The sequence below is a fragment of the Sphingopyxis sp. 113P3 genome, from assembly GCF_001278035.1.
In the GTDB taxonomy this organism is placed as follows: domain Bacteria; phylum Pseudomonadota; class Alphaproteobacteria; order Sphingomonadales; family Sphingomonadaceae; genus Sphingopyxis.
This window is the reverse complement of sequence record NZ_CP009452.1, coordinates 1,846,985-1,864,512: the sequence shown is the minus strand read 5'-3', so window position 1 is coordinate 1,864,512 and position 17,528 is coordinate 1,846,985. Positions and strand designations below refer to the sequence as shown.

The following is a 17,528-nucleotide window of genomic DNA, read 5'->3' as shown; positions in this document are numbered from 1 at the left end:
GGCAGCGCGATTCCAACGGCTATCGAACCCGCCGCCCGGCCCGGACGAAAGGTCGACGCCATTGGTCTCGCCCAAGCGGTGACCCGCTTCCACCGCACCACGACCTCTCGGCCGAGCATGTTGACGCGGCGGCCCGCCCCGAACGGGCGGCTGGCTACTCCCCAGATGACGGGGAGGCGTTAGACGGCGGATCGGCGCAAGGCAAGCCCCGCGAGCTCCGGCTATTGTGGAAGTGGTTCGCCTCGTTCGCCGAGCTCGGCCGGGACCGATGGATCTACCCCTGCGGCCTTTGCCGCTCGCTCGGCCTCGGCGATGTCGGCGTCCATCGCCTTCGCCCTCGCATCGACCTCCTTCACGGCCCTTTCGTAGCGCGTCTCGAAATCGGGCTCATCCTTGCAGGCACCGAGGGAGAGAAGCGCAAGCAAGAGGAATGCCACGCGCATCAATAATCCTTGCGATAGCGGATCGAGAGGTTCGACTGGCCCGAGCCGCCCGCTTGGCTGAGAAGCGACAGCGCGCGCGACAGGCTGATCTCGAGCTGGGTCGCGGTATAGCCGCGCGCGTCGGTGATCACCTCAAGATAGATATCGTTCGAAATATATTGCCCGGCGGCGAGCGCTGTGCCTCGGCCCTGCGTATCATCGGGCCCCAGAATGCGCAGCCGGTCGATGCCCGTTGCCGACTGGAGCGCGCCCAAAGGACTGAGCCCCCCGCCGCCGCTGCGCAGCGCATTCAATGACGAGGCGAGCTGCACCGCCTGGAGCGGCGACAGCGTCGTGATCGAGTCGCCGAAGAGAATGCGCGAGACGATTTCGTCCTGCGGCAGCCCCGGCACGCTTGAGAAATTGATCTGCGGGTTCATCGCACGGCCCGAGACCGCGACGTTGACCGTCACCTCCTCGATCGTGTCGCTCGCAAGAAGGCGGATCGAGGGATCATAGGCATCGCCCGTCGGGAAGGTCACCTTGCCCTCCTCAAGATCGAACGAGCGGCCGGCAAAGCCGAGCGTGCCGCGCACGAGGTCGATTTCGCCGGTCACGCGCGGCGCCTCGGTCGTCCCCTGCAGCGTCACGTCGGCCTGCCATTCGGTTTCGAGCCCCATGCCGCTCACATAGATCTGGTCTGGCGCGCGCAGGCGGATGTCGAGACGGATGAGATCAAAGAGACTGCCGCCGACCGCCGCGAGCCCCTCGCCGCTGATACGTTGGCGTCCTGCCGGGGGCTTGCGGCGGACGCCGGTGAGCACCGGGACTTGCGCTGCGCCCTCGCGAACGATCCGGTAGCGCGTTTCGGGAAGCCTGAGGCTCCCTGAGAGGAGTGCCGCCTGCCCCTTAGCCTTTTCAAGGGTCAGATTGCCGGTGGCGCGCGCGCCGATATTGTCGCTGCGCGCGAGCCGCGCATTGTCGAGCGTCGCCTCGATCTTCATCGGATAACCATCGGCCGCCGCGAGGCTCACAAAGCCATTCGCCTTGATCGACCCGTCGCCCGCGGTTGCGGTAAATTGCTCGATCTCGAGCCGGTTGCCCGTGAAGCGGCCGTTCGTCACGATATCGGTGAGCCGCGTCCCGTAGGTGAGATTCTCATAGACCATGCCGTTCCCGCGTACGACGCCGTTTAGACAGGGGTCGGCGACGCGGCAGCTGAAATCGGCTGCCAGCGCGATCGGGCCGGAGAGGCGCTGCTCGCCCGTTCCGACGAAGGAGAAGAGAGTTTCGGCGGGTCCGTTGTAGCGGACGCCGCCCGACAGCGGGGCGGCGCTGAGGCGCGTTGTCCAGGGTCCCGCGCCTGGCCCAAGCGGGCGGAGCGAGGCCTGCAGCCGCCCGATCACGCTGCCGCGCTTGCGGATCACGGCGCGCGCCTCGCCGCCGTCGGCGAGCAGCTTGCCTGCAAAATTAATGTCCACCGGCTCGCTCACCGTCGCGGCGGTCGTCCGGGTAAAATTGTTGACCGTCAGCCTGGCGTCGGCGCGGGGAAAGGCGTCCGCGCTCGCCTGCTCGAAATCGAGGCTGCCGCTCGCGCGGCCTCCAAGCCCCATGTCGGGATAGACGGCGTTGAGGAGCGTCATGTTGACGCGGTCGAGCCGGCTCTGGAGCATGACCCCCTCCCCGAACCGCCCGGCAAGACGGGCGCTGCTGCCGCGCCCGAGATCGATGGTGGTCGGCAATAGTTCATAACCATCGGCGCCGGGGACGATCCGCGCGGGTGACGCCGTCTTGAAGGCGATGCCCGCCGCGCGCCCCTGCACCGAGGCGCGCCAGAGGTCGGGCTGAAGGTCGCCGTTTACCGCAACGCGGAACGGAACGCCGCTCACCCCCTCGACGAGGGCCTGCGCCTTGCCGCGTCCATCCTGATAATCGATCTTCACGCGCCCCACCGCAATGTCGACTTCGCGGATGCGCGTTGAAGCAAGCTGGATGTCCGCGATGACCCGCGGCTGGTCGTAAAGCGTGACGTCGGCATCGACGACTGCCGATCCGACCCGGAGCTGCGCCGGGCCCGGCAAGGTGACATTATTGGCCCGCACATTGATTGCGGCGGCCTGATACGGACCGTCCGCGCTGAGGCGGACGAGCCCGCCAAGCCCCTGCCCCGCCGCGTCGAGCCGCCCGACAAAGGGTCCCGCCCCGCTCTGGACCAGCCGACCCTGCATCACGATGCCCGAAAGGTCCGCGCGTTCGACGTCGATTGTCAGCGGTCCGCTTGCGGTGAGCAGCACGACATCAGCTGACAAGGGACCATAGTCAGTATCGCCGGTTGCAGCGAGCCGGTAGCCGTTCGGCGCGCCGTTTATCCGCGCTTCGAGATTGGCAAGCCCAATCCCCAGACCCGGACGCTCGGCCCGCAGTACCGCGCGCGGGTCGCTGATCGTGCCCGCGACCTCGACGCCGAGCGGGCCATAGTCGGCCGACTGCGCACGGGCCGCGAGCCGGATGCGGCCGTCAGGCGCGTAGCTCCCCTGTCCGCCGGTGACGCGAAGCCGCGGCGCGCTCAGCCGCAGGTCCGAAAAGTGGACAATGCCGTCGGTGCCATAGCGGACGTCGGCGCTCGTCACGGCATTGCCGCCGAGAAGGTCGCGCACGCCTGAATTGAAGAGCTGTGTCGAGCGTGCGCGGACGCGGCCTGCGATCGCCCAGCCGCCGCGCGGCTCGGTCTTGAGGTCCATCCGCGTATCGATATTGAACAGGCCGACGCTTTCGATCCGGTAGTTGTTGACGCGCCCGTCGATCGCGCCGGTGTAGAAGCCCTTGTTGAGGTCAGCGACGATGATGGCCTTGGCGTCGATGCGCGGCGAGCGCAGGCGCAGATTGTCGCTGAGGATGCGGCCCTCGGCATAGGCAAGGTCGCCGTCGAGGCGCACGGCGGTGAGCGTCCCGCCAGCGACGGTATCGAGCCCGCGAATGCGCGCCGCGCGCCCCGCGACGGGGATCAGGATCTGGTCGGCATCGACGCGCGCCTTGCCCGAGAGGCTAAGCGCCTCGACCACGATGTCGTTCACCGCGAGCGCCGCCGCATTTGCCTGATATTCGACCGTCGGAAGCGCGAAGGCGCCGTTGAGTTTCGCGCTTGCACGCACCCCGCTCCCGCGGACCGCCGGCGCGAGGGCCCCGGGGCGCAGCAGCACAAAGGCAAGAGCGAGGTCCTCGTAGCGATTGGTGCCGAGATCGACACCGCCGCTGATCCCGAGGCGGAACGCCTCCGACGAAAGTCGACCGTCGAGATCGGCCTTGCGCTCGGCGAGCCGCGCCTTGAGGTCGATGTCGGTCCTGGGCGAGAAAAGCGCGGCGCTTGCTCCGGCGAGGAGCCTGGCGGGCTGAGCCTCGCCCTTGGCGGCAAATTCGCCGTCCCGCGCGGTAAGGGCGATGCGCGCCAGCGGGCTGGCGCCAAGGTTGGCGTTGAGCGTTCCTTTCCAAGCCTTCCAGTCGCCGCGCCCATCGAGCTTCGCGGTGAGCGGTTCGCTAAAACCGCCCATCGCCGCGAGTACCCCGCCTGCGGGCGCGCGCATATCGAGCGTCATCGCGAGCCGGTTCTGCTCGGGCACCGCATCGAGCAGCAGTTTCAGCGTGTCCCCTTTGGCGTTCGCGCCGATCGTCTCGGCATCAGCATTCACCTGCGCGCGGCGGTCAGCGATAGCGATCTTGCCGCTGAGGCGCGCCTCCTGGCGTTCGCCAGCAACAGCCGGTGCGAAGACGATCCGGTCGACTTCAAGCCTTGAAACGTCGATGTCGATGTCGGGAAGCAGCGGCTCGTCTGTGTCGGGCACCGGCTTGAATTCGGGCAATCGCTCGACATTGATCAGCCTCGCGGTCGCCGAGCGCACATCGACATGGTTCGACAGGAAGGCAAAGGGCCGCCAGTCGATGCGCAATTCAGGCGAGGTGAGGAAGCGCCCCTTGGTGTCCGACAGCGAAAAGTCGCGGACGATCATCGCGCCGTAGAGCGACCCGTCGAGCCGACCGATGCCGATCTTCATCCCGTTTTCAAATTCATATTTCTCGATCTGGGTGACGACAAAGCGTCGCCCCGCGTCGCTGTTGAGGCCAACGAGGAAGAGCGCGACTAGCGCGAGAAGACCGAGGAGCCCGGCGGCGGCCCAGCGCGCGATGCGGCGCGGCCAGGGACTGGCGGCGGCGGGCGCGCCATCCTCGGCATCGAAGGGCGCGTCCGTTGCCATCAGAACGCCTGACCGATCGAGACATAGACGCTCACCCGCGCCTCGCCTGGCCTGCGGTCGATCGGCGTCGCAACGTCGAGGCGCATCGGACCGAAATTGGTGTAGTAGCGCGCGCCGATCCCCGCCCCGAAGCGCAGGTCGGAGAAGGTCGGGGTCGAACCCCGATAGACCTGGCCCGCGTCGACGAAGCCGACGACGCCGAAATTGCCGAAGCGGTAGCGTGCCTCAAGGGCCGCCTCGTTGATGCTGCGCCCGCCGATCGGGTCGAGATTGGGATCCTTCGGCCCGAGCTCCTGATAGCCAAAGCCGCGCACCGAACCGCCGCCGCCAGCATAGAATCGCCGCGACGGAGCGAGGCGCTCGCGCGAGGCGCCGAGGATCGAGCCGACCCGCACGCGTCCCGCCACGACGATGCTGTCGGTGACAGGATAATAGCCGCTGACGTCGAGACGGGTGCGCGCATAAGGGGTGAACTTTCCGCTCAAGGAGCCTTCAGGCTGCACGAGTGCGGTGACGCGGAAGCCCTTGGTCGGGTCGAGCAGGCTGTCGGTGCGGTCCATGCCGACCTGCCCGGTCAGCCCGAGAATGTAATAAAGGTCGCGATCACGCACGCCGCGCGCGAAATCATAGTCATCCTCGCTCGTCGCAATCACCTCAGCGCCATAGGCATAGGTGAATTTCTTTTGCCAGATCGGCGTCGACTCAACGCTGACCCGCGCGGCGAGGCGCCCGGTCAGCGCTTCGAAGGCGTTGTAATTGTTGCGCGATGCTTCGGCGACCAGCTCGAAGGTCCGGTCGCGCCGGCCTGCGTTCGAGCGGCGGAAGGTCGCGCCGATCCCTTGCTGCTGCGTTCCCGCGACGCCCCGGACGATGAGTGCGCCTTCTGGCGGGAAGAGGTTGCGGTGCGTCCAGCTCCCTTCAAGCCGAATCCCCTCGCCCGTGCCGTAGCCCGCGCTCGCCGCGATCGTGCGCGGGGGGCCGGCATCCTGCGTGACGAGCATCGTCACATATTCGGTGTCATCCCCTGCGCTCTCGCCTGTCTTCTGCGGTTCGACCGCAACGGTCGAGAAGAGCCCTGTCGCGACGAGCGCCTGCCGCAGGTCATCGACCATGCGGCTATCGTAGAGCTCGCCGCGCCTGAAGCGCGAGAGGACCTCGACATGGTCGGCATCGAAGGCGAGATCGCCTGTCGTCTCGAACCCGCCAAAACGCGCGCGCGGACCGATGTCGACGGGCAGCGTATAGTCGCCCCCGCCCGTCGCCCCGTCGAGGAGAATGTCGCGCTGGCCGATCTTCGCAAAAGGATAGCCCTCTTCGGGGAGCTTGAGTGCGAGCGCGGCTTCGGCGCCCTGGACCCGCTCGGAAACGATCGGCTCACCGACGCTGAGCGGGAAGTTGTCGCTGATCAGCGTCGGGGGAACGGTGGGCTTCGCATCGATAGCGATGCTGGAGAAGATGTATCGCTGTCCCGGTGTCACGTCGATGACCGCGATGAGCGGCCCTCGCCGGCGCCGCGCCCGGCTCTCTCCATCCCCGCCGGCATCCTCGGTTCGCGGCGTCCGGTCGATCCGCGTTTCGACCTTGGCGTCATAATAGCCTTCGGACGCGAGGATGCGCTGAAGGAGCTCGGCGTCGGCCGACAGGCGGGCGCGGACCATCGCGCCATTTTCAGCTTTGCCATCGCCATCATAGAGCGCGGAAAGATCGCCGAAGAGGTCGGCAAGATCGACCCCCGTCGTCGCATCGGCGCCCGCAAGGCCGTTGACCTGCACCGTATATTCGATCGTACGATGCGCGTCGGCCTCCTCGGGCTCGGCGAATTCGACCGGCTCGACGTTGAAATTTTCGAGCGCAGGAAGCGGTGCGGCAAGTTCACTATCGGTGATCGGTGCGTCACCGATCGCCTCGACCGCATCCCCGTCGGCGAGCGCCGGGACCGGCGTGCCATCGACACTCGGCGGCCCGTCGCCATCGCTGCTGGCATCGGCCGCACGCTCGGCCGCCTGTCGCCGCTCAAATTCGGCAATCGATTCCAGCGGACGGTCGAGCTCGGGATCATCATCGGCGCTGATCGGCGGGATCGCATCGTCAAACTCGTCGTCGCCGATGATCGGCTCGACCTCGGGCAGGATCACGTCGGCGGGCGGCGGGGTCGGCGCCGCGATCTCGCCTGGTGCGTCCGGCGCGGGGCTTTCCTCCTGGCTTTCGGCGGCCGCAGGCGGCACCTGCTGCGCAAAAGCAGAGCCCGTCCAGCCAAACGCGAAAAGCGACGCGGACAAAATCAGTCCGTGATGGAGCCGCGGCGGGCGGACGGGTGTCAATAAGCGAGGATTTTCAGAATTTTGCATCTGTGCACAGCCGATGCGCACTTGTGGCTTGCGGCGCGGCGGGGCGCAAGGCGATTTTGCTCGAGGAAGATCGCACAAAAGCAGCATTTGCGATGAAATCCCCCTGACAGGACCGTGCGATCACCCAAGGGGTCAACGAGCCGGCGCCCGTCAGGTTCCGCAGAAGGTCGTATAGGGACCGAAGTCCTCGGGCGCAGGCCCGGCAAACTCGGCCCGGTCGGCGCGCGCGGCAAAGGGATGCTGCACCGTTTCAAGGAGGCGGAGCCACGGCGTCATATCGCCCGCCTCGGCGGCGGCGAGCGCGGCCTCAACAAGGTGGTTGCGCGGGATGTAGAGCGGGTTCACCGCGTCCATCGCTTCGGCACGCTCTGCAAAATCTCCCCCTTCCTCCTCGATCCGCGCGCGCCATGCGGCGATCCATGACCCCATCGCGCCTTCACCGGGGAGCAGTGCATCGAGCGCCGCGCGGTCCCCGCGCAGAAGCCTCGAAAGCGCGCGGAAAAAGCCGGTGAAATCGGCGCCATGGCGCTCAAGCTCGGCGAACAGCTCATCGATAAGCTCAGGATCGCCACCGGCTGCCTCACCTAGCCCGAGTTTCGCGCGCATGGTGTCGAGCCAGACGCTCCGAAACCGGTCCGGTACTGCCGCGACCAGCTCCTTTGCGCGCTCGACGTCAGCGGGATCGACCGCGTGGATCGCAGGTAGCAGCGCTTCGGCGAAGCGCGCCATGTTCCAATGCATGATCTGCGGCTGGCGCCCATAGGCATAGCGGCCATGGGCGTCGATCGAACTGAACACGGTGCTCACCGAGAAGCGGTCCATGAAAGCGCATGGCCCATAATCGATCGTCTCGCCCGAGATCGCGACATTGTCGGTGTTCATTACGCCGTGGATGAAGCCAACGCTCATCCAATGAGCGACGAGCGAACATTGAAGGTCAATGACCCTCTCAAGCAGCGCAAGGTGCGCGTTCGCCGCCTCCGCGAGCTCGGGAAAGTGGCGGGCGATCGCATAGTCGGAGAGGCGGATGACATGCTCTGCTCCGAAATGCGCGGCAAAGAACTGGAAGGTGCCAACGCGGATATGGCTGCGCGCGACGCGCGTCAGCACTGCGCCGGGGTGTGCGCGCTCGCGCTGGACGCGCTCGCCCGTTGCAACCGCTGCGAGCGCGCGCGTCGTCGGCACGCCCATCGCCGCCATGGCTTCCGAGACGAGATATTCGCGCAGAACGGGACCGATTGCGGCCTTGCCGTCGCCGTTGCGCGAGAACATCGTGGGTCCTGAACCCTTGAGCTGAATGTCGAAGCGGACACCGTCAGGCGCCACGACCTCGCCAAGGAGCAGCGCGCGCCCGTCGCCGAGCTGCGGCGAGAAATGGCCGAACTGGTGTCCCGCATAGGCAAGCGCGAGCGGATCGGCGCCGGGAGGCAGCTCCGCACCTGAAAAGAGACGCGCCAGTTCGTCATCGCCGGTGCCGGTCGCGTCGATCCCGAGCCGCGCGGCAAGCGCATGGTTGAACGCCAAAAGGCGCGGGGTTGAAGGACGCGCCGCCTCGGCTGGCGCATAAAAGCCTTCCATCGTCGCGTGAAAACTATTGTCGAAGGCGATTTGCATGCCGGCTCCTGGTTGGAGCCTATGTCGAGCCTCCCATCATTGATTGCAAGTTGGCGTTGCAGCGCGAGCGTGCTTTTGCTAGCGGCCCGCCTCGTGACCTCGGGTTGCCCTTTACCGGGCATGAAAAGGGAAGTCCGGTGTGAAATCCGGCGCTGCCCCCGCAACTGTAACCGGCGAGGCGGATGCGACTATGCCACTGGGGACCATATCCCCGGGAAGGCCGCAATCCACCGGCGACCCGGAAGCCAGGAGACCTGCCAGAGCGTCGCCGTTATCTGCGCGCGGGCGGGGTGCACCGGGAGCAGGCGAGGATCCTCGCGTGACGGCAAGACCGTAACGCTGGAGGACCTGAATGAAGACCCTTGCCCATAAAACCAGTCTGTCGCTTCTCGCGCTCGCCGCAGCGTCGCCCGCGCTGGCGCACGAAGCGCCCTTCGATGACCAGTCGATTACCGTCATCGGTGCGCCGCTGGCGCTTTCCGAGACCAATGCGTCGGTGTCGATCATCGACAAGGAAGAGATTGACCGCGCCCAAAACGGCGCCGCGGCCGACCTCATCGCGCGCTTGCCCGGCGTCCATGTCACGCAGAATGGCGCGCTCGGCGGGGTGGCAAGCCTGCGCATCCGCGGCGCAGAAGACGCGCAGACGCTCGTCGTCATCGACGGAGTGCGTGTCGGCGATCCCTCATCGCCGAACGGCGCGTTCGATTTTGCCAATCTGATGCTCGGGAGCATAGACCGTATCGAGGTGCTGCGCGGCGCGAACAGCCTGCCCTGGGGCAGCCAGGCGATCGGCGGGGTGGTGTCCATCACCTCGACCGACCCCGACCTTGCAAGCGGCACTTCGGGCCGGATCGGCGCCGAATATGGTGCGCGCGATACGGTGCGCGTGAATGGGCAGCTGCGCACGGCCGCGCTCGGCGCCTCGCAGTTCGGGATCGGCGGCGGCTTTGTCCGCACCCGCGGCTTCAGCAGCGCCGCCGCCGGAACCGAGCGTGACGGCTACCGCCAATATTCGGCCAATCTCAGCAATCGCACCGAGATCGGCAGCACCCTCCTCTTCAGGGCGTTCGGACTTTATGCCGCGAGCCGCGTCGAGCTCGACGGCTTTGCCCCGCCGGCCTTTACCTTCGGTGACACGGACGAATATCAGAAGACAAGGGAACATTATGCCGCGGCGAGCCTCGAGCATCGCCCCGGCGGTAGCAGCAGCGCGGGCGGCTTTGCGCACCGGCTGCAATTCGCCTTCGCAGACGTCAATCGCGACAACTTCAATCCTGATCTCGGCGAGGCTCCCACCTTTCGCGCCCGCGGGCGCAGCGAGCGGCTGAGCTACAGCATCGACTGGGGCCTCGGCGATGTCTTTGGGAGCACGGCAGGCGACAGCCTTCGCCTGATTGCCGGGGCCGAGCGCGAATGGACGCGCGCGCTCACCGACGACGGTTTCGCGCCCGACCGGGGGCAGACCGCGACCACTGGCGGCTGGGCGATGCTCGCTGCGCGCCCGACCGGTGCATTTTCGTTGACCTTTGGCGTTCGCCGCGATGATCACCGCGATTTTGGCGGCGCGACGAGCTTTGCCGCCGACATCGGGCAAAAACTCGGGGATCATGTCCTGGTGCGCGCAAGCTACCGCGAGGGTTTCAGGGCGCCGACCTTGTTCCAGCTTTCGGACTCGGCGGGGGCCTACGGGAACCCTGAGCTCCTGCCGGAGCGCGCTAAATCCTACGAGGTCGGCGCGCGGCTGGGCGATGCGCGGCACTTTGTCGATGTCGCCTGGTATCGCCGCGACAGCCGCAACCTCATCGATTTCGTCTCCTGCCCGCCCGTCCCTGATCCCGTGCCCGCGATCTGCGCGAGTGGGAACCGGCCGTTCGGCACTTATGACAATATCAATCGTGCCCGGGCAGAGGGCGTCGAGGTCGAGGCGGGCGCAAAGCTTGGCAGCAGCTTCGCGGTGCGCGCGAACTACAGCCTGACCGTGGCAACCGACCGCACCCCGGGATCGCCGCTTGAAGGCAATCGGCTTGCGCGGCGCCCCCGGCATCTTGCCAACGCCGAGCTCGCCTGGACACCCGGCGGCGCCGCATCGGGCGCCGATCTCTCGGTCGCGGTGCGCTATGCCGGCAAGAGCTTCGATGACCGGGCGAACAACCTAACCGCTCTTATTCGTGACGATGTTGTTCTTGGGGAAGATCAATCGTTGGCGGCAGCGGGCGTTTGAGCAGGCCGAGTGCCTCCGCTGCGTCTTTCATCGCGTGGGATCGAGAGGCTTGCGGGTTTGATGGAGGGGCTCGGACGTTCAGCGGCACGGCCGCACTGGCTATGTCGGGGCGGGCCTGAGGGCGGCGGCGATGATCCGGAACAGGGCGGCGTCGGGACAGGCGGAAGCGAAGGCGACCCGGATGCGGGAGGCGGTCTCGATGACGCGTGCGGCGACTTTGAGGAGCCGCAGGCGCAGGGTCGCGAACTCAGCGTTGGCAAGCGCGGCTGCCTTGGGGATGGCCTGCTGGATGCGCCACATCAGCCAGAATGCGGCGGTGTGCAGGATCAGCCGCATCTGATTGGCGTTGGCTGATCGGCATGACGTGCGATCGCTGGCGAGCTGGGCCTTGTGCAACTTGATGAGGTTTTCGGCCTGGCCGCGGGCGCAGTAGAGTGTGTCGTAGATGTGCTCGGCCGAGCCCTGCTCGAGCGAGGTGACGACGTAGCGGATATCCATGCCGAGCGTGCTGGCCTCGATCCGGGCGACGACACGGCGCTGGCATTTCCAGCTTTTCGCCCCGTAGCGGGTCTGGGCATAATTTCGCAGGACCACGTGCTGTTCCTCGGCCCGCTTGACCGCGCAGGCATCGGCAATCTTCACGATCTGTGGATCGGCGCGCAGCACAGCGTTGGTGGGCAGGCCGAAGACATAATCGATGCCCTGTGCCTCGCAGAAGTTCATGACCTCGGGTCTGCCGTAGTGGCCGTCGCCCCGGATCGTGATGTGGGTCGTGGGCCAGTGCCTCTGGATCTGCCGCACCAGGCGACGGATATGGCCCGCGGCCTCCGCGCCGCTCGGCGTCTTGCCGGTGCGCAGCAGCATGGCGACCGGCCGCCCCGTTGCCGTGTCGTAGACGTGGATCGGCAGGAAACAGCGCTCACCGTGATGCCCGTTCCAGAACGATAACTGCTGGTAGCCGTGCACGACATCGCAGGTGTCATCGATGTCCAGCGTCACCGCCTCGGGCGGGGATGGATAACTGGCGCAGTAGATGTCGACCATCGCGGCCATCATGCGGGCCAGCTCGCGCGTGGTGGGTGCGTTTTCCCAGCGGCTCATCGTCGGTTGGCTGGCAAGGCCCGCGCCCGAACCCGGTAGCTTGCCCAGCGCCAGGCGGAAGCCGGGATCGTCACGCAGGGCGTCGAGGTCGTCGGCGTCCTCGTAGCCGCAGGCAATCGCCAGAACCCGAGCCCGCAGAATGTCATCCAGCTTGTGGACCACCCGCGAAGGATCGCGCCGATCGGCGATGCAGGTGGCCAGCTGCCTGCAGATGTCCATCTCGCGCTCGGCCTGCGCCAATAGCAGAACCCCGCCGTCCGACGTGATGCGACCGCCGTCGAAGGCAGCCGTGACTTTCTTGCGTTGGACCGCTGGGAATCGAAATGAGCTTGAGGTAACGTCGGTCATGGCGGGTGTAGCCTATGGCAATTTCTGTCCCGGAGCAGGGACGGCTTAGACACCCAATTTCTTACTTCAGAACAGAGCTTTACGCTACTCCCGCCTACCGCTCAGACACCCCTTGGTGCATAAGAGCGGCTAAGGCTCAGCGATTATATCCTGGTCGACCTCAGGGCCTCCTATCCGATTGCCGCGGGAATCGAACTCTTCGGCCGCGTCGAAAATCTCTTCGACGAGACATATCAGAATGTCGCTACGTACAACACCCCGGGCCGCTCGGCCTATGCCGGGGTGCGTTGGGGTTTCTGATGCAGCGCGTGGCGGCCCTGGCGGTGCTGGCAGTCCTTGCGGGCTGCCAGAGCCGCGCGCCGCTGCCTGCGCCCCATGGCGCCGCGAGCATCGATTTCTGCGCCGACCAGATGGTGCTCGGGCTGCTGCCCCGGCACCAGATCCGCGCCGTATCGTTCGAGGTCGACAGCGACACGAGCTTTGCAGCGCCGCGCGCGGCGGGCCTCGTGCGCCTGAGGCCACAGCTGGAGGATATCGCGCGCCTTCGGCCCGCGGTCGTCGTGCGCAGCTATGGCGGCGACGCGCGGCTCGACCGGCAGCTCGCCGCGATGGGAATCAAGGTCGTGCAGCTCGGCTTTCCGGCCTCGCTTGCCGAAAGCCGCGCCGACATGCTCCGTGTCGGGCGGGAACTGGGAGCCGAAAGAGAAGCGCGCGCCCGCGCTACGGGCTTCGAGCGCGAGCTCGCGGCCGCGCGCCGTACCCCGGCCAAGGGTACTGCGCTCTATGTCACACCCGGCGATGTGACCACGGGGCCCGGATCGCTCGTCGCCGAAGTCATCGAGGCTGCCGGATACACACCCTATCGCACGGCCCCCGGCTGGGGAAGCCTGCCGGTCGAGGATATGGTACGGCGGCCGCCCGATGCGGTCTTTCGCGCCTTTTTCGACAGTCCGCGCTATCAGCAGGATCATTGGACATCCTCGCGCCATCCGGTTGTCGCGCAGGCGACGCAGGGTGTGCGCGAGGCCGAGGTGCCGGGCGCATGGCTCGCGTGCGGGAACTGGCTGATGGGACACGCCGTGACCGAATTGGCAAAGGCAAAATGACCCGGGTCAACCTCCTGCTCGCAGCGCTGCTGCTGCTCACCGCTACGCTTGCCGTGATGGCCGGCGCGCGCGGCTTTTCGCCCGCGCTGCTTGCCGACTGGCTGAGCGGGCGCGACCCAGCAGCAGCGATCATTTTGTTCGACATCCGCATGCCCCGGATATTGGCTGCCGCCTCGGTTGGCGCGGCGCTTGGTCTATGCGGCGCGGGCCTGCAGGCGCTGACGCGCAATCCGCTCGCCGAGCCTGGCATCCTGGGCGTCTCGGCCGCGGCGACGCTCGGCGCCACGCTGGCGCTTTATTTCGGGCTCGCCGCGGCCTGGTCCTGGGCCTTGCCGCTCGGCGCGATCGGCGGCGCGGGCCTGGTCACCGCGCTCCTCGCCTCGGCCGCCGTGCGCACGCGCGGAATGGCGACGCTGATCCTCATCGGGGTTGGCCTCTCAAGCCTTGCCGGCGCGGCGATGGCCCTCATCCTCAACTTCGCGCCCAATCCCTTCTCGCTTTCCGATCTCGTCAATTGGACATTGGGGTCGGTCGCCAACCGCTCGCTCACCGATCTCGGTCTCGCCCTTCCCTTCATGGTTGCGGGCGCTGCGATGCTTCTGACCCAGCGCAGGAGCCTGTCCTTGCTCGCAATCGGGGAGGAGGCGGCGAGCGCGCACGGGCTCGATTTCCGGCGCACCCAGATCGCTGTCGTGGTCGGCACCGGACTTGCATCCGGCGCCTCGGTGGCGCTTGCAGGCGCGGTGGGTTTCGTCGGCATCGTCGCGCCGCATGTCGTCAGGCCCTGGGTTGGCCATGATCCGGGGCGCGCGCTCATCCCGGCTGCACTTGCTGGCGCCGCGATGCTCATTGTCGCCGACATGCTCGTCCGGCTGCTTCCGACCGATACCGAGCTGCGCCTCGGCGTGGTCGCGGCGCTGGCTGGAGCGCCGATCTTTCTCTTGATCGCGCTGCGCCGCGGGACGGTCCGCCATGACTGAGCTTACAGCGCGGGAACTGACGCTCGCCGACCGGCTCGCGGATGCGGATTTTCGCCTGTCGCCGGGCGAACTCGTCGTCATCGTGGGGCCTAATGGTTCGGGAAAGAGCAGCCTGATGCGCCTCCTCGCAGGCCAGACCAGGCCGGATAAGGGATCGGTCCTACTCGGCGCGCACGAAATCGCACGCCTCAGCCCCATCGAGCGAGCGCGCCGCCTTGCCTACCTCCCGCAGCGCGCCGAGGTTGCGTGGCCGATCTCGGTCGCCGACATGGTGGCGCTCGGACGCTTCGCCTTTGGCGGGGCCGAAGTCGCACGCGGCGCCGGCGAAGCCGCGCGCTGGCTCGATGAAGTCGGCTGCGCGCACCTCGCCAGCCGTTCAACCGCCACCCTTTCTGGCGGCGAACTCGCGCTCGTCGCGCTCGCGCGGGTCTTTGCGGCTGAAGCGCCGCTCCTACTCCTCGACGAACCGGCCGCCGCGCTCGATCCGCGCCGCCAGATCGACGTCATGACACGGCTGGTGGCGCGGAGCCGCGCGGGCCAGGGCGTTGCGGCCGTCCTTCACGACCTCAATCTGGCAGCGCAGTTTGCCGACAGGATCGTCTGGATGAGGAATGGACGCATCGCCGCCGAAACCAGCGAGGGTGAAGAAATCGCCGAGCGAGCCTTCGAGATTTTTGACGTCTCGGTCCACGTTGAGCCCGATCTGGGCGGCGGCGTTGCGGGACTTTCGGTTCGTCGCAACCGGGCGTGATCACAGGGTAGCGCGCGAACGGTCCGGTTGGGGGCGCCTGCGTGCACACCCCTCATAAATCTTCAGTCAAGAACATGCCGCGAAGGCCGATTGGAAACGCGATGCACCCTTGAAGATCGAAGGGGTCCAGCAGCTCCGAAAGCTTTGGCCTGGCCTTACTTCGCCCCGCTTCCCCTGATTACGACGAGGACAGTCTTGAACAAGATAACCAGGTCGAGCCACATCGAGAAATTCTTGATGTAATAAAAATCAAAGCGCAATTTGTCGTGGACCTCGCTTATGCCGGCCACATGCCCTTGATTAACTTGCGCCCACCCGGTGATGCCCGGCCGTACGATGTGACGGTAGGAATAAAAGGGGATTTCCTTTTCATACCATTCGGAGAGCGGACGCGCCTCCGGGCGGGGACCGATCCAACTCATGTCTCCACGAAGAATATTATAGATCTGCGGCAATTCATCGATCCGCGTCTGACGGAGAAAGCGACCTAGGCGCGTTATTCGAACGTCATCATCTTTCGTGATCGCATCGTTGACGAGATCAACATCGCCCGATCTCGATTTCTTCTCAGCCATCGTGCGAAATTTAAGGACGTGAAAAGGACGGCCACGATAGCCGATACGTTCTTGGCGGAAGAAAATAGAACCCGGAGAATCGATCCGGATCGCCAAAGCCGTGATCGCGAGCGGGACTATCAAAAAAGGTAAAATCGCTATGCTGAGAACCATGTCGGTCAGCCACTTGAGCTTGGCGTAAGAATTACTCGGAATAAGTGAGCCTAGGGTCCAAACTCAATCAGCCTCTTGAAAATCGGCGTGTACATTGATTCAGGGAGTCTCCACTGAAGCAGGAGGCTGTTGGAGATGTCGCGTTCGTTGTTCTGGCTGTCGGATGAAGCATGGCGGGCGATCGAGCCCCACCTGCCGAAGAACCAGCCCGGAGCGCGGCGGGTCGATGATCGCAGGGTGATCTCGGGCATCATCCACATGCTCAAGTGTGGTGGCCGCTGGGCGGACTGCCCGTCCGAATACGGCCCTTCGACGACGGTCTACAATCGCTGGAACCGGTGGAGCCGCCGCGGCATCTGGACGCGCATCCTGGCGGCGCTGACCGAGCAAGGCTGGATCGCGGAGACCGGCCAGATCGACAGCAGCTACATCAAGGCTCACCGCTCTGCCGGTGGCGCAAAAGGGGGGCGCGGGCCAATGCCATTGGCATCTCGCGTGGAGGCAGGACAACGAAGATCCACGCGCTTGTCGATGTTCTCGGAAGACCACTGCGCCTCGTCCTGACGCCCGGCAACACATCTGATGTGAAAGGCGCAGACCTACTGATCGGTGAAACTATCGGCATGAAGCGGGTGATCGCCGACCGTGGCTACGACGCGAACCGCATCAGGGCCGCCTTACGAGAGCAGGGCACGATCCCGGTGATCCCCGGACGGCGCAACCGCAAGCGCCCGATCCAGTATGACGAACGCCGCTACAAGGACCGCTGGCGGGTCGAGGCCATGTTCTGCCGCCTCAAGGACTTCCGCCGCATCGCTACTCGTTACGACAAGCTCGCCCGCAACTTCCTATCCGCCGTAAGCCTCGCCGCTGCCGTCGCCTTCTGGCTGTGATTGAGTCTCGACCCTAGGCTGTTTTCTGACAGGTGTTCGATACGAACTTTCCCCGTTTGGGCCTCCCAGACTTGTTTGTAATGGTAGACGCCGATGCCATTTAGGGCCGCCCGTGCAAATGTGCGCTCCCATTCGGGCGAATGGTCGTGGTGGAGATCCGCAATGATCGCAGCATGCCTGTCCGCCGGCAAGACCGGGTCTTCGAGTATGACAGGTGCGCCATCAAGGTCCCGGAGAAGCCGGTCGACCTCTCCCCCCGGAACCAGATAGTAACTGCTTCCGCCTTCGCGGTGTTCAAGCGCCCCAATAGCGAAGCGTGCCGCGAGGACGATAGCAAAGGAAAGCGATAGCAGGACACCGCTGTAAGGCGCGCGAGTGACGAGGATGATGGCTACAGCAATGCCAAATGTCGCAGCAAAGGTAGGAAAAATGTAACTGGCGCCAATGACACCCGGAAATTCGCTGAATTTCCGAATGGCCAACACGCCGATGATGATCGCCAACGCGGCCGCAGACAGGGAATTCAGCGCCGCCGCATTACCAGAGATTGGGAGGGGCTCCGCAAAGAGCGCCCGAAACCCAAGCGGAAGCATCAACCCTGCCAGCAGACACACAGCAAGCTGGAAGCGAGCCGATCGAGCCACGGCCGACAGCGAGCGGATTGTCGACCGCGAGCGATCTATCTTGTTCACATACACGCCTTTTCGCCTAGGTTTTTCGTGCTCCAAAGGCAATCCCAAGTTGTTGTACTCTGGGCGCAATC

General features: G+C 65.8%; 11 protein-coding genes, 1 pseudogene and 1 riboswitch. Of the genes and pseudogenes, 5 read left to right on the top strand and 7 right to left on the bottom strand.

The features are described 5' to 3' along the window. Positions 1-221: 221 nt before the first annotated feature. The 4 genes from LH20_RS09005 to LH20_RS08990 form a co-directional block, all read right to left on the bottom strand. Complete coding sequence (locus tag LH20_RS09005) at positions 222-443, bottom strand: hypothetical protein (RefSeq protein ID WP_053553910.1); 222 nt, start codon at positions 441-443, stop codon at positions 222-224. Then, complete coding sequence (locus LH20_RS09000; protein WP_053553909.1) at positions 443-4,672, bottom strand: translocation/assembly module TamB domain-containing protein; 4,230 nt, start codon at positions 4,670-4,672, stop codon at positions 443-445. Before LH20_RS09000 ends, LH20_RS09005 begins: the two co-directional genes overlap by 1 nt. Then, the gene (locus tag LH20_RS08995; protein ID WP_235527166.1) at positions 4,672-6,897 is read right to left on the bottom strand and encodes an autotransporter assembly complex protein TamA; all 2,226 of its coding nucleotides are present in this window, start codon (positions 6,895-6,897) and stop codon (positions 4,672-4,674) included. Before LH20_RS08995 ends, LH20_RS09000 begins: the two co-directional genes overlap by 1 nt. A gap of 273 nt (positions 6,898-7,170) precedes the next feature. Next, on the bottom strand, positions 7,171-8,634 hold the full coding sequence (locus LH20_RS08990; RefSeq protein ID WP_053553907.1) for a protein adenylyltransferase SelO: 1,464 nt from the start codon (positions 8,632-8,634) through the stop codon (positions 7,171-7,173). An 85-nt stretch (positions 8,635-8,719) separates the two neighbouring features. Further along, a riboswitch (cobalamin riboswitch) is annotated at positions 8,720-8,910 on the top strand. Between the two features lie 76 nt (positions 8,911-8,986). Here LH20_RS08990 and LH20_RS08985 point away from each other — a divergent pair. After that, positions 8,987-10,858, top strand: coding sequence for a TonB-dependent receptor plug domain-containing protein (locus LH20_RS08985; protein WP_053553906.1), 1,872 nt, complete (start codon positions 8,987-8,989; stop codon positions 10,856-10,858). Positions 10,859-10,957: 99 nt separating this feature from the next. Here LH20_RS08985 and LH20_RS08980 read toward each other — a convergent pair whose 3' ends face one another. After that, positions 10,958-12,307, bottom strand: a complete 1,350-nt coding sequence (locus tag LH20_RS08980; RefSeq protein WP_053552723.1) for an IS1380 family transposase — start codon at positions 12,305-12,307, stop codon at positions 10,958-10,960. 299 nt (positions 12,308-12,606) lie between these two features. On the opposite strand from LH20_RS08980, the gene LH20_RS08975 reads away from it, so the two are divergent. The 3 genes from LH20_RS08975 to LH20_RS08965 are packed head-to-tail and all read left to right on the top strand — an operon-like array spanning position 12,607 to position 15,144. Further along, on the top strand, positions 12,607-13,413 hold the full coding sequence (locus LH20_RS08975; RefSeq protein WP_053553905.1) for an ABC transporter substrate-binding protein: 807 nt from the start codon (positions 12,607-12,609) through the stop codon (positions 13,411-13,413). Then, entirely contained in the window at positions 13,410-14,393 is a 984-nt protein-coding gene (locus LH20_RS08970; RefSeq protein WP_053553904.1) for a FecCD family ABC transporter permease, read from the top strand. The genes LH20_RS08975 and LH20_RS08970 overlap by 4 nt, the downstream gene beginning before the upstream one ends. Further along, entirely contained in the window at positions 14,386-15,144 is a 759-nt protein-coding gene (locus LH20_RS08965; protein WP_053553903.1) for an ABC transporter ATP-binding protein, read from the top strand. The genes LH20_RS08970 and LH20_RS08965 overlap by 8 nt, the downstream gene beginning before the upstream one ends. Positions 15,145-15,299: 155 nt before the next feature. On the opposite strand, the gene LH20_RS08960 is transcribed toward LH20_RS08965, so the two are convergent. Then, entirely contained in the window at positions 15,300-15,881 is a 582-nt protein-coding gene (locus LH20_RS08960; RefSeq protein WP_268796116.1) for a sugar transferase, read from the bottom strand. Positions 15,882-16,007: 126 nt separating this feature from the next. Between LH20_RS08960 and LH20_RS22890 the strand changes: the two are divergent. Continuing rightward, positions 16,008-16,765: pseudogene (locus tag LH20_RS22890) on the top strand (IS5 family transposase). On the opposite strand, the gene LH20_RS08945 reads toward LH20_RS22890, so the two are convergent. Next, positions 16,696-17,457 carry a hypothetical protein gene (locus LH20_RS08945; RefSeq protein WP_144423552.1) on the bottom strand — a complete coding sequence of 254 codons (762 nt, stop codon included), beginning with the start codon at positions 17,455-17,457 and terminating at the stop codon, positions 16,696-16,698. The pseudogene LH20_RS22890 and the gene LH20_RS08945 sit on opposite strands and share 70 nt — an antisense overlap. Positions 17,458-17,528 lie beyond the last annotated feature (71 nt).

Coding starts and splice junctions, on each gene's coding strand:
- LH20_RS08970 (WP_053553904.1), top strand. CDS start 13,410: ATGACCCGGGTCAACCTCCTGCTCGCAGCGCTGCTGCTGCTCACCGCT.
- LH20_RS08985 (WP_053553906.1), top strand. CDS start 8,987: ATGAAGACCCTTGCCCATAAAACCAGTCTGTCGCTTCTCGCGCTCGCC.
- LH20_RS08990 (WP_053553907.1), bottom strand. CDS start 8,634: ATGCAAATCGCCTTCGACAATAGTTTTCACGCGACGATGGAAGGCTTT.
- LH20_RS09000 (WP_053553909.1), bottom strand. CDS start 4,672: ATGGCAACGGACGCGCCCTTCGATGCCGAGGATGGCGCGCCCGCCGCC.
- LH20_RS08965 (WP_053553903.1), top strand. CDS start 14,386: ATGACTGAGCTTACAGCGCGGGAACTGACGCTCGCCGACCGGCTCGCG.
- LH20_RS08975 (WP_053553905.1), top strand. CDS start 12,607: ATGCAGCGCGTGGCGGCCCTGGCGGTGCTGGCAGTCCTTGCGGGCTGC.
- LH20_RS08980 (WP_053552723.1), bottom strand. CDS start 12,307: ATGACCGACGTTACCTCAAGCTCATTTCGATTCCCAGCGGTCCAACGC.
- LH20_RS09005 (WP_053553910.1), bottom strand. CDS start 443: ATGCGCGTGGCATTCCTCTTGCTTGCGCTTCTCTCCCTCGGTGCCTGC.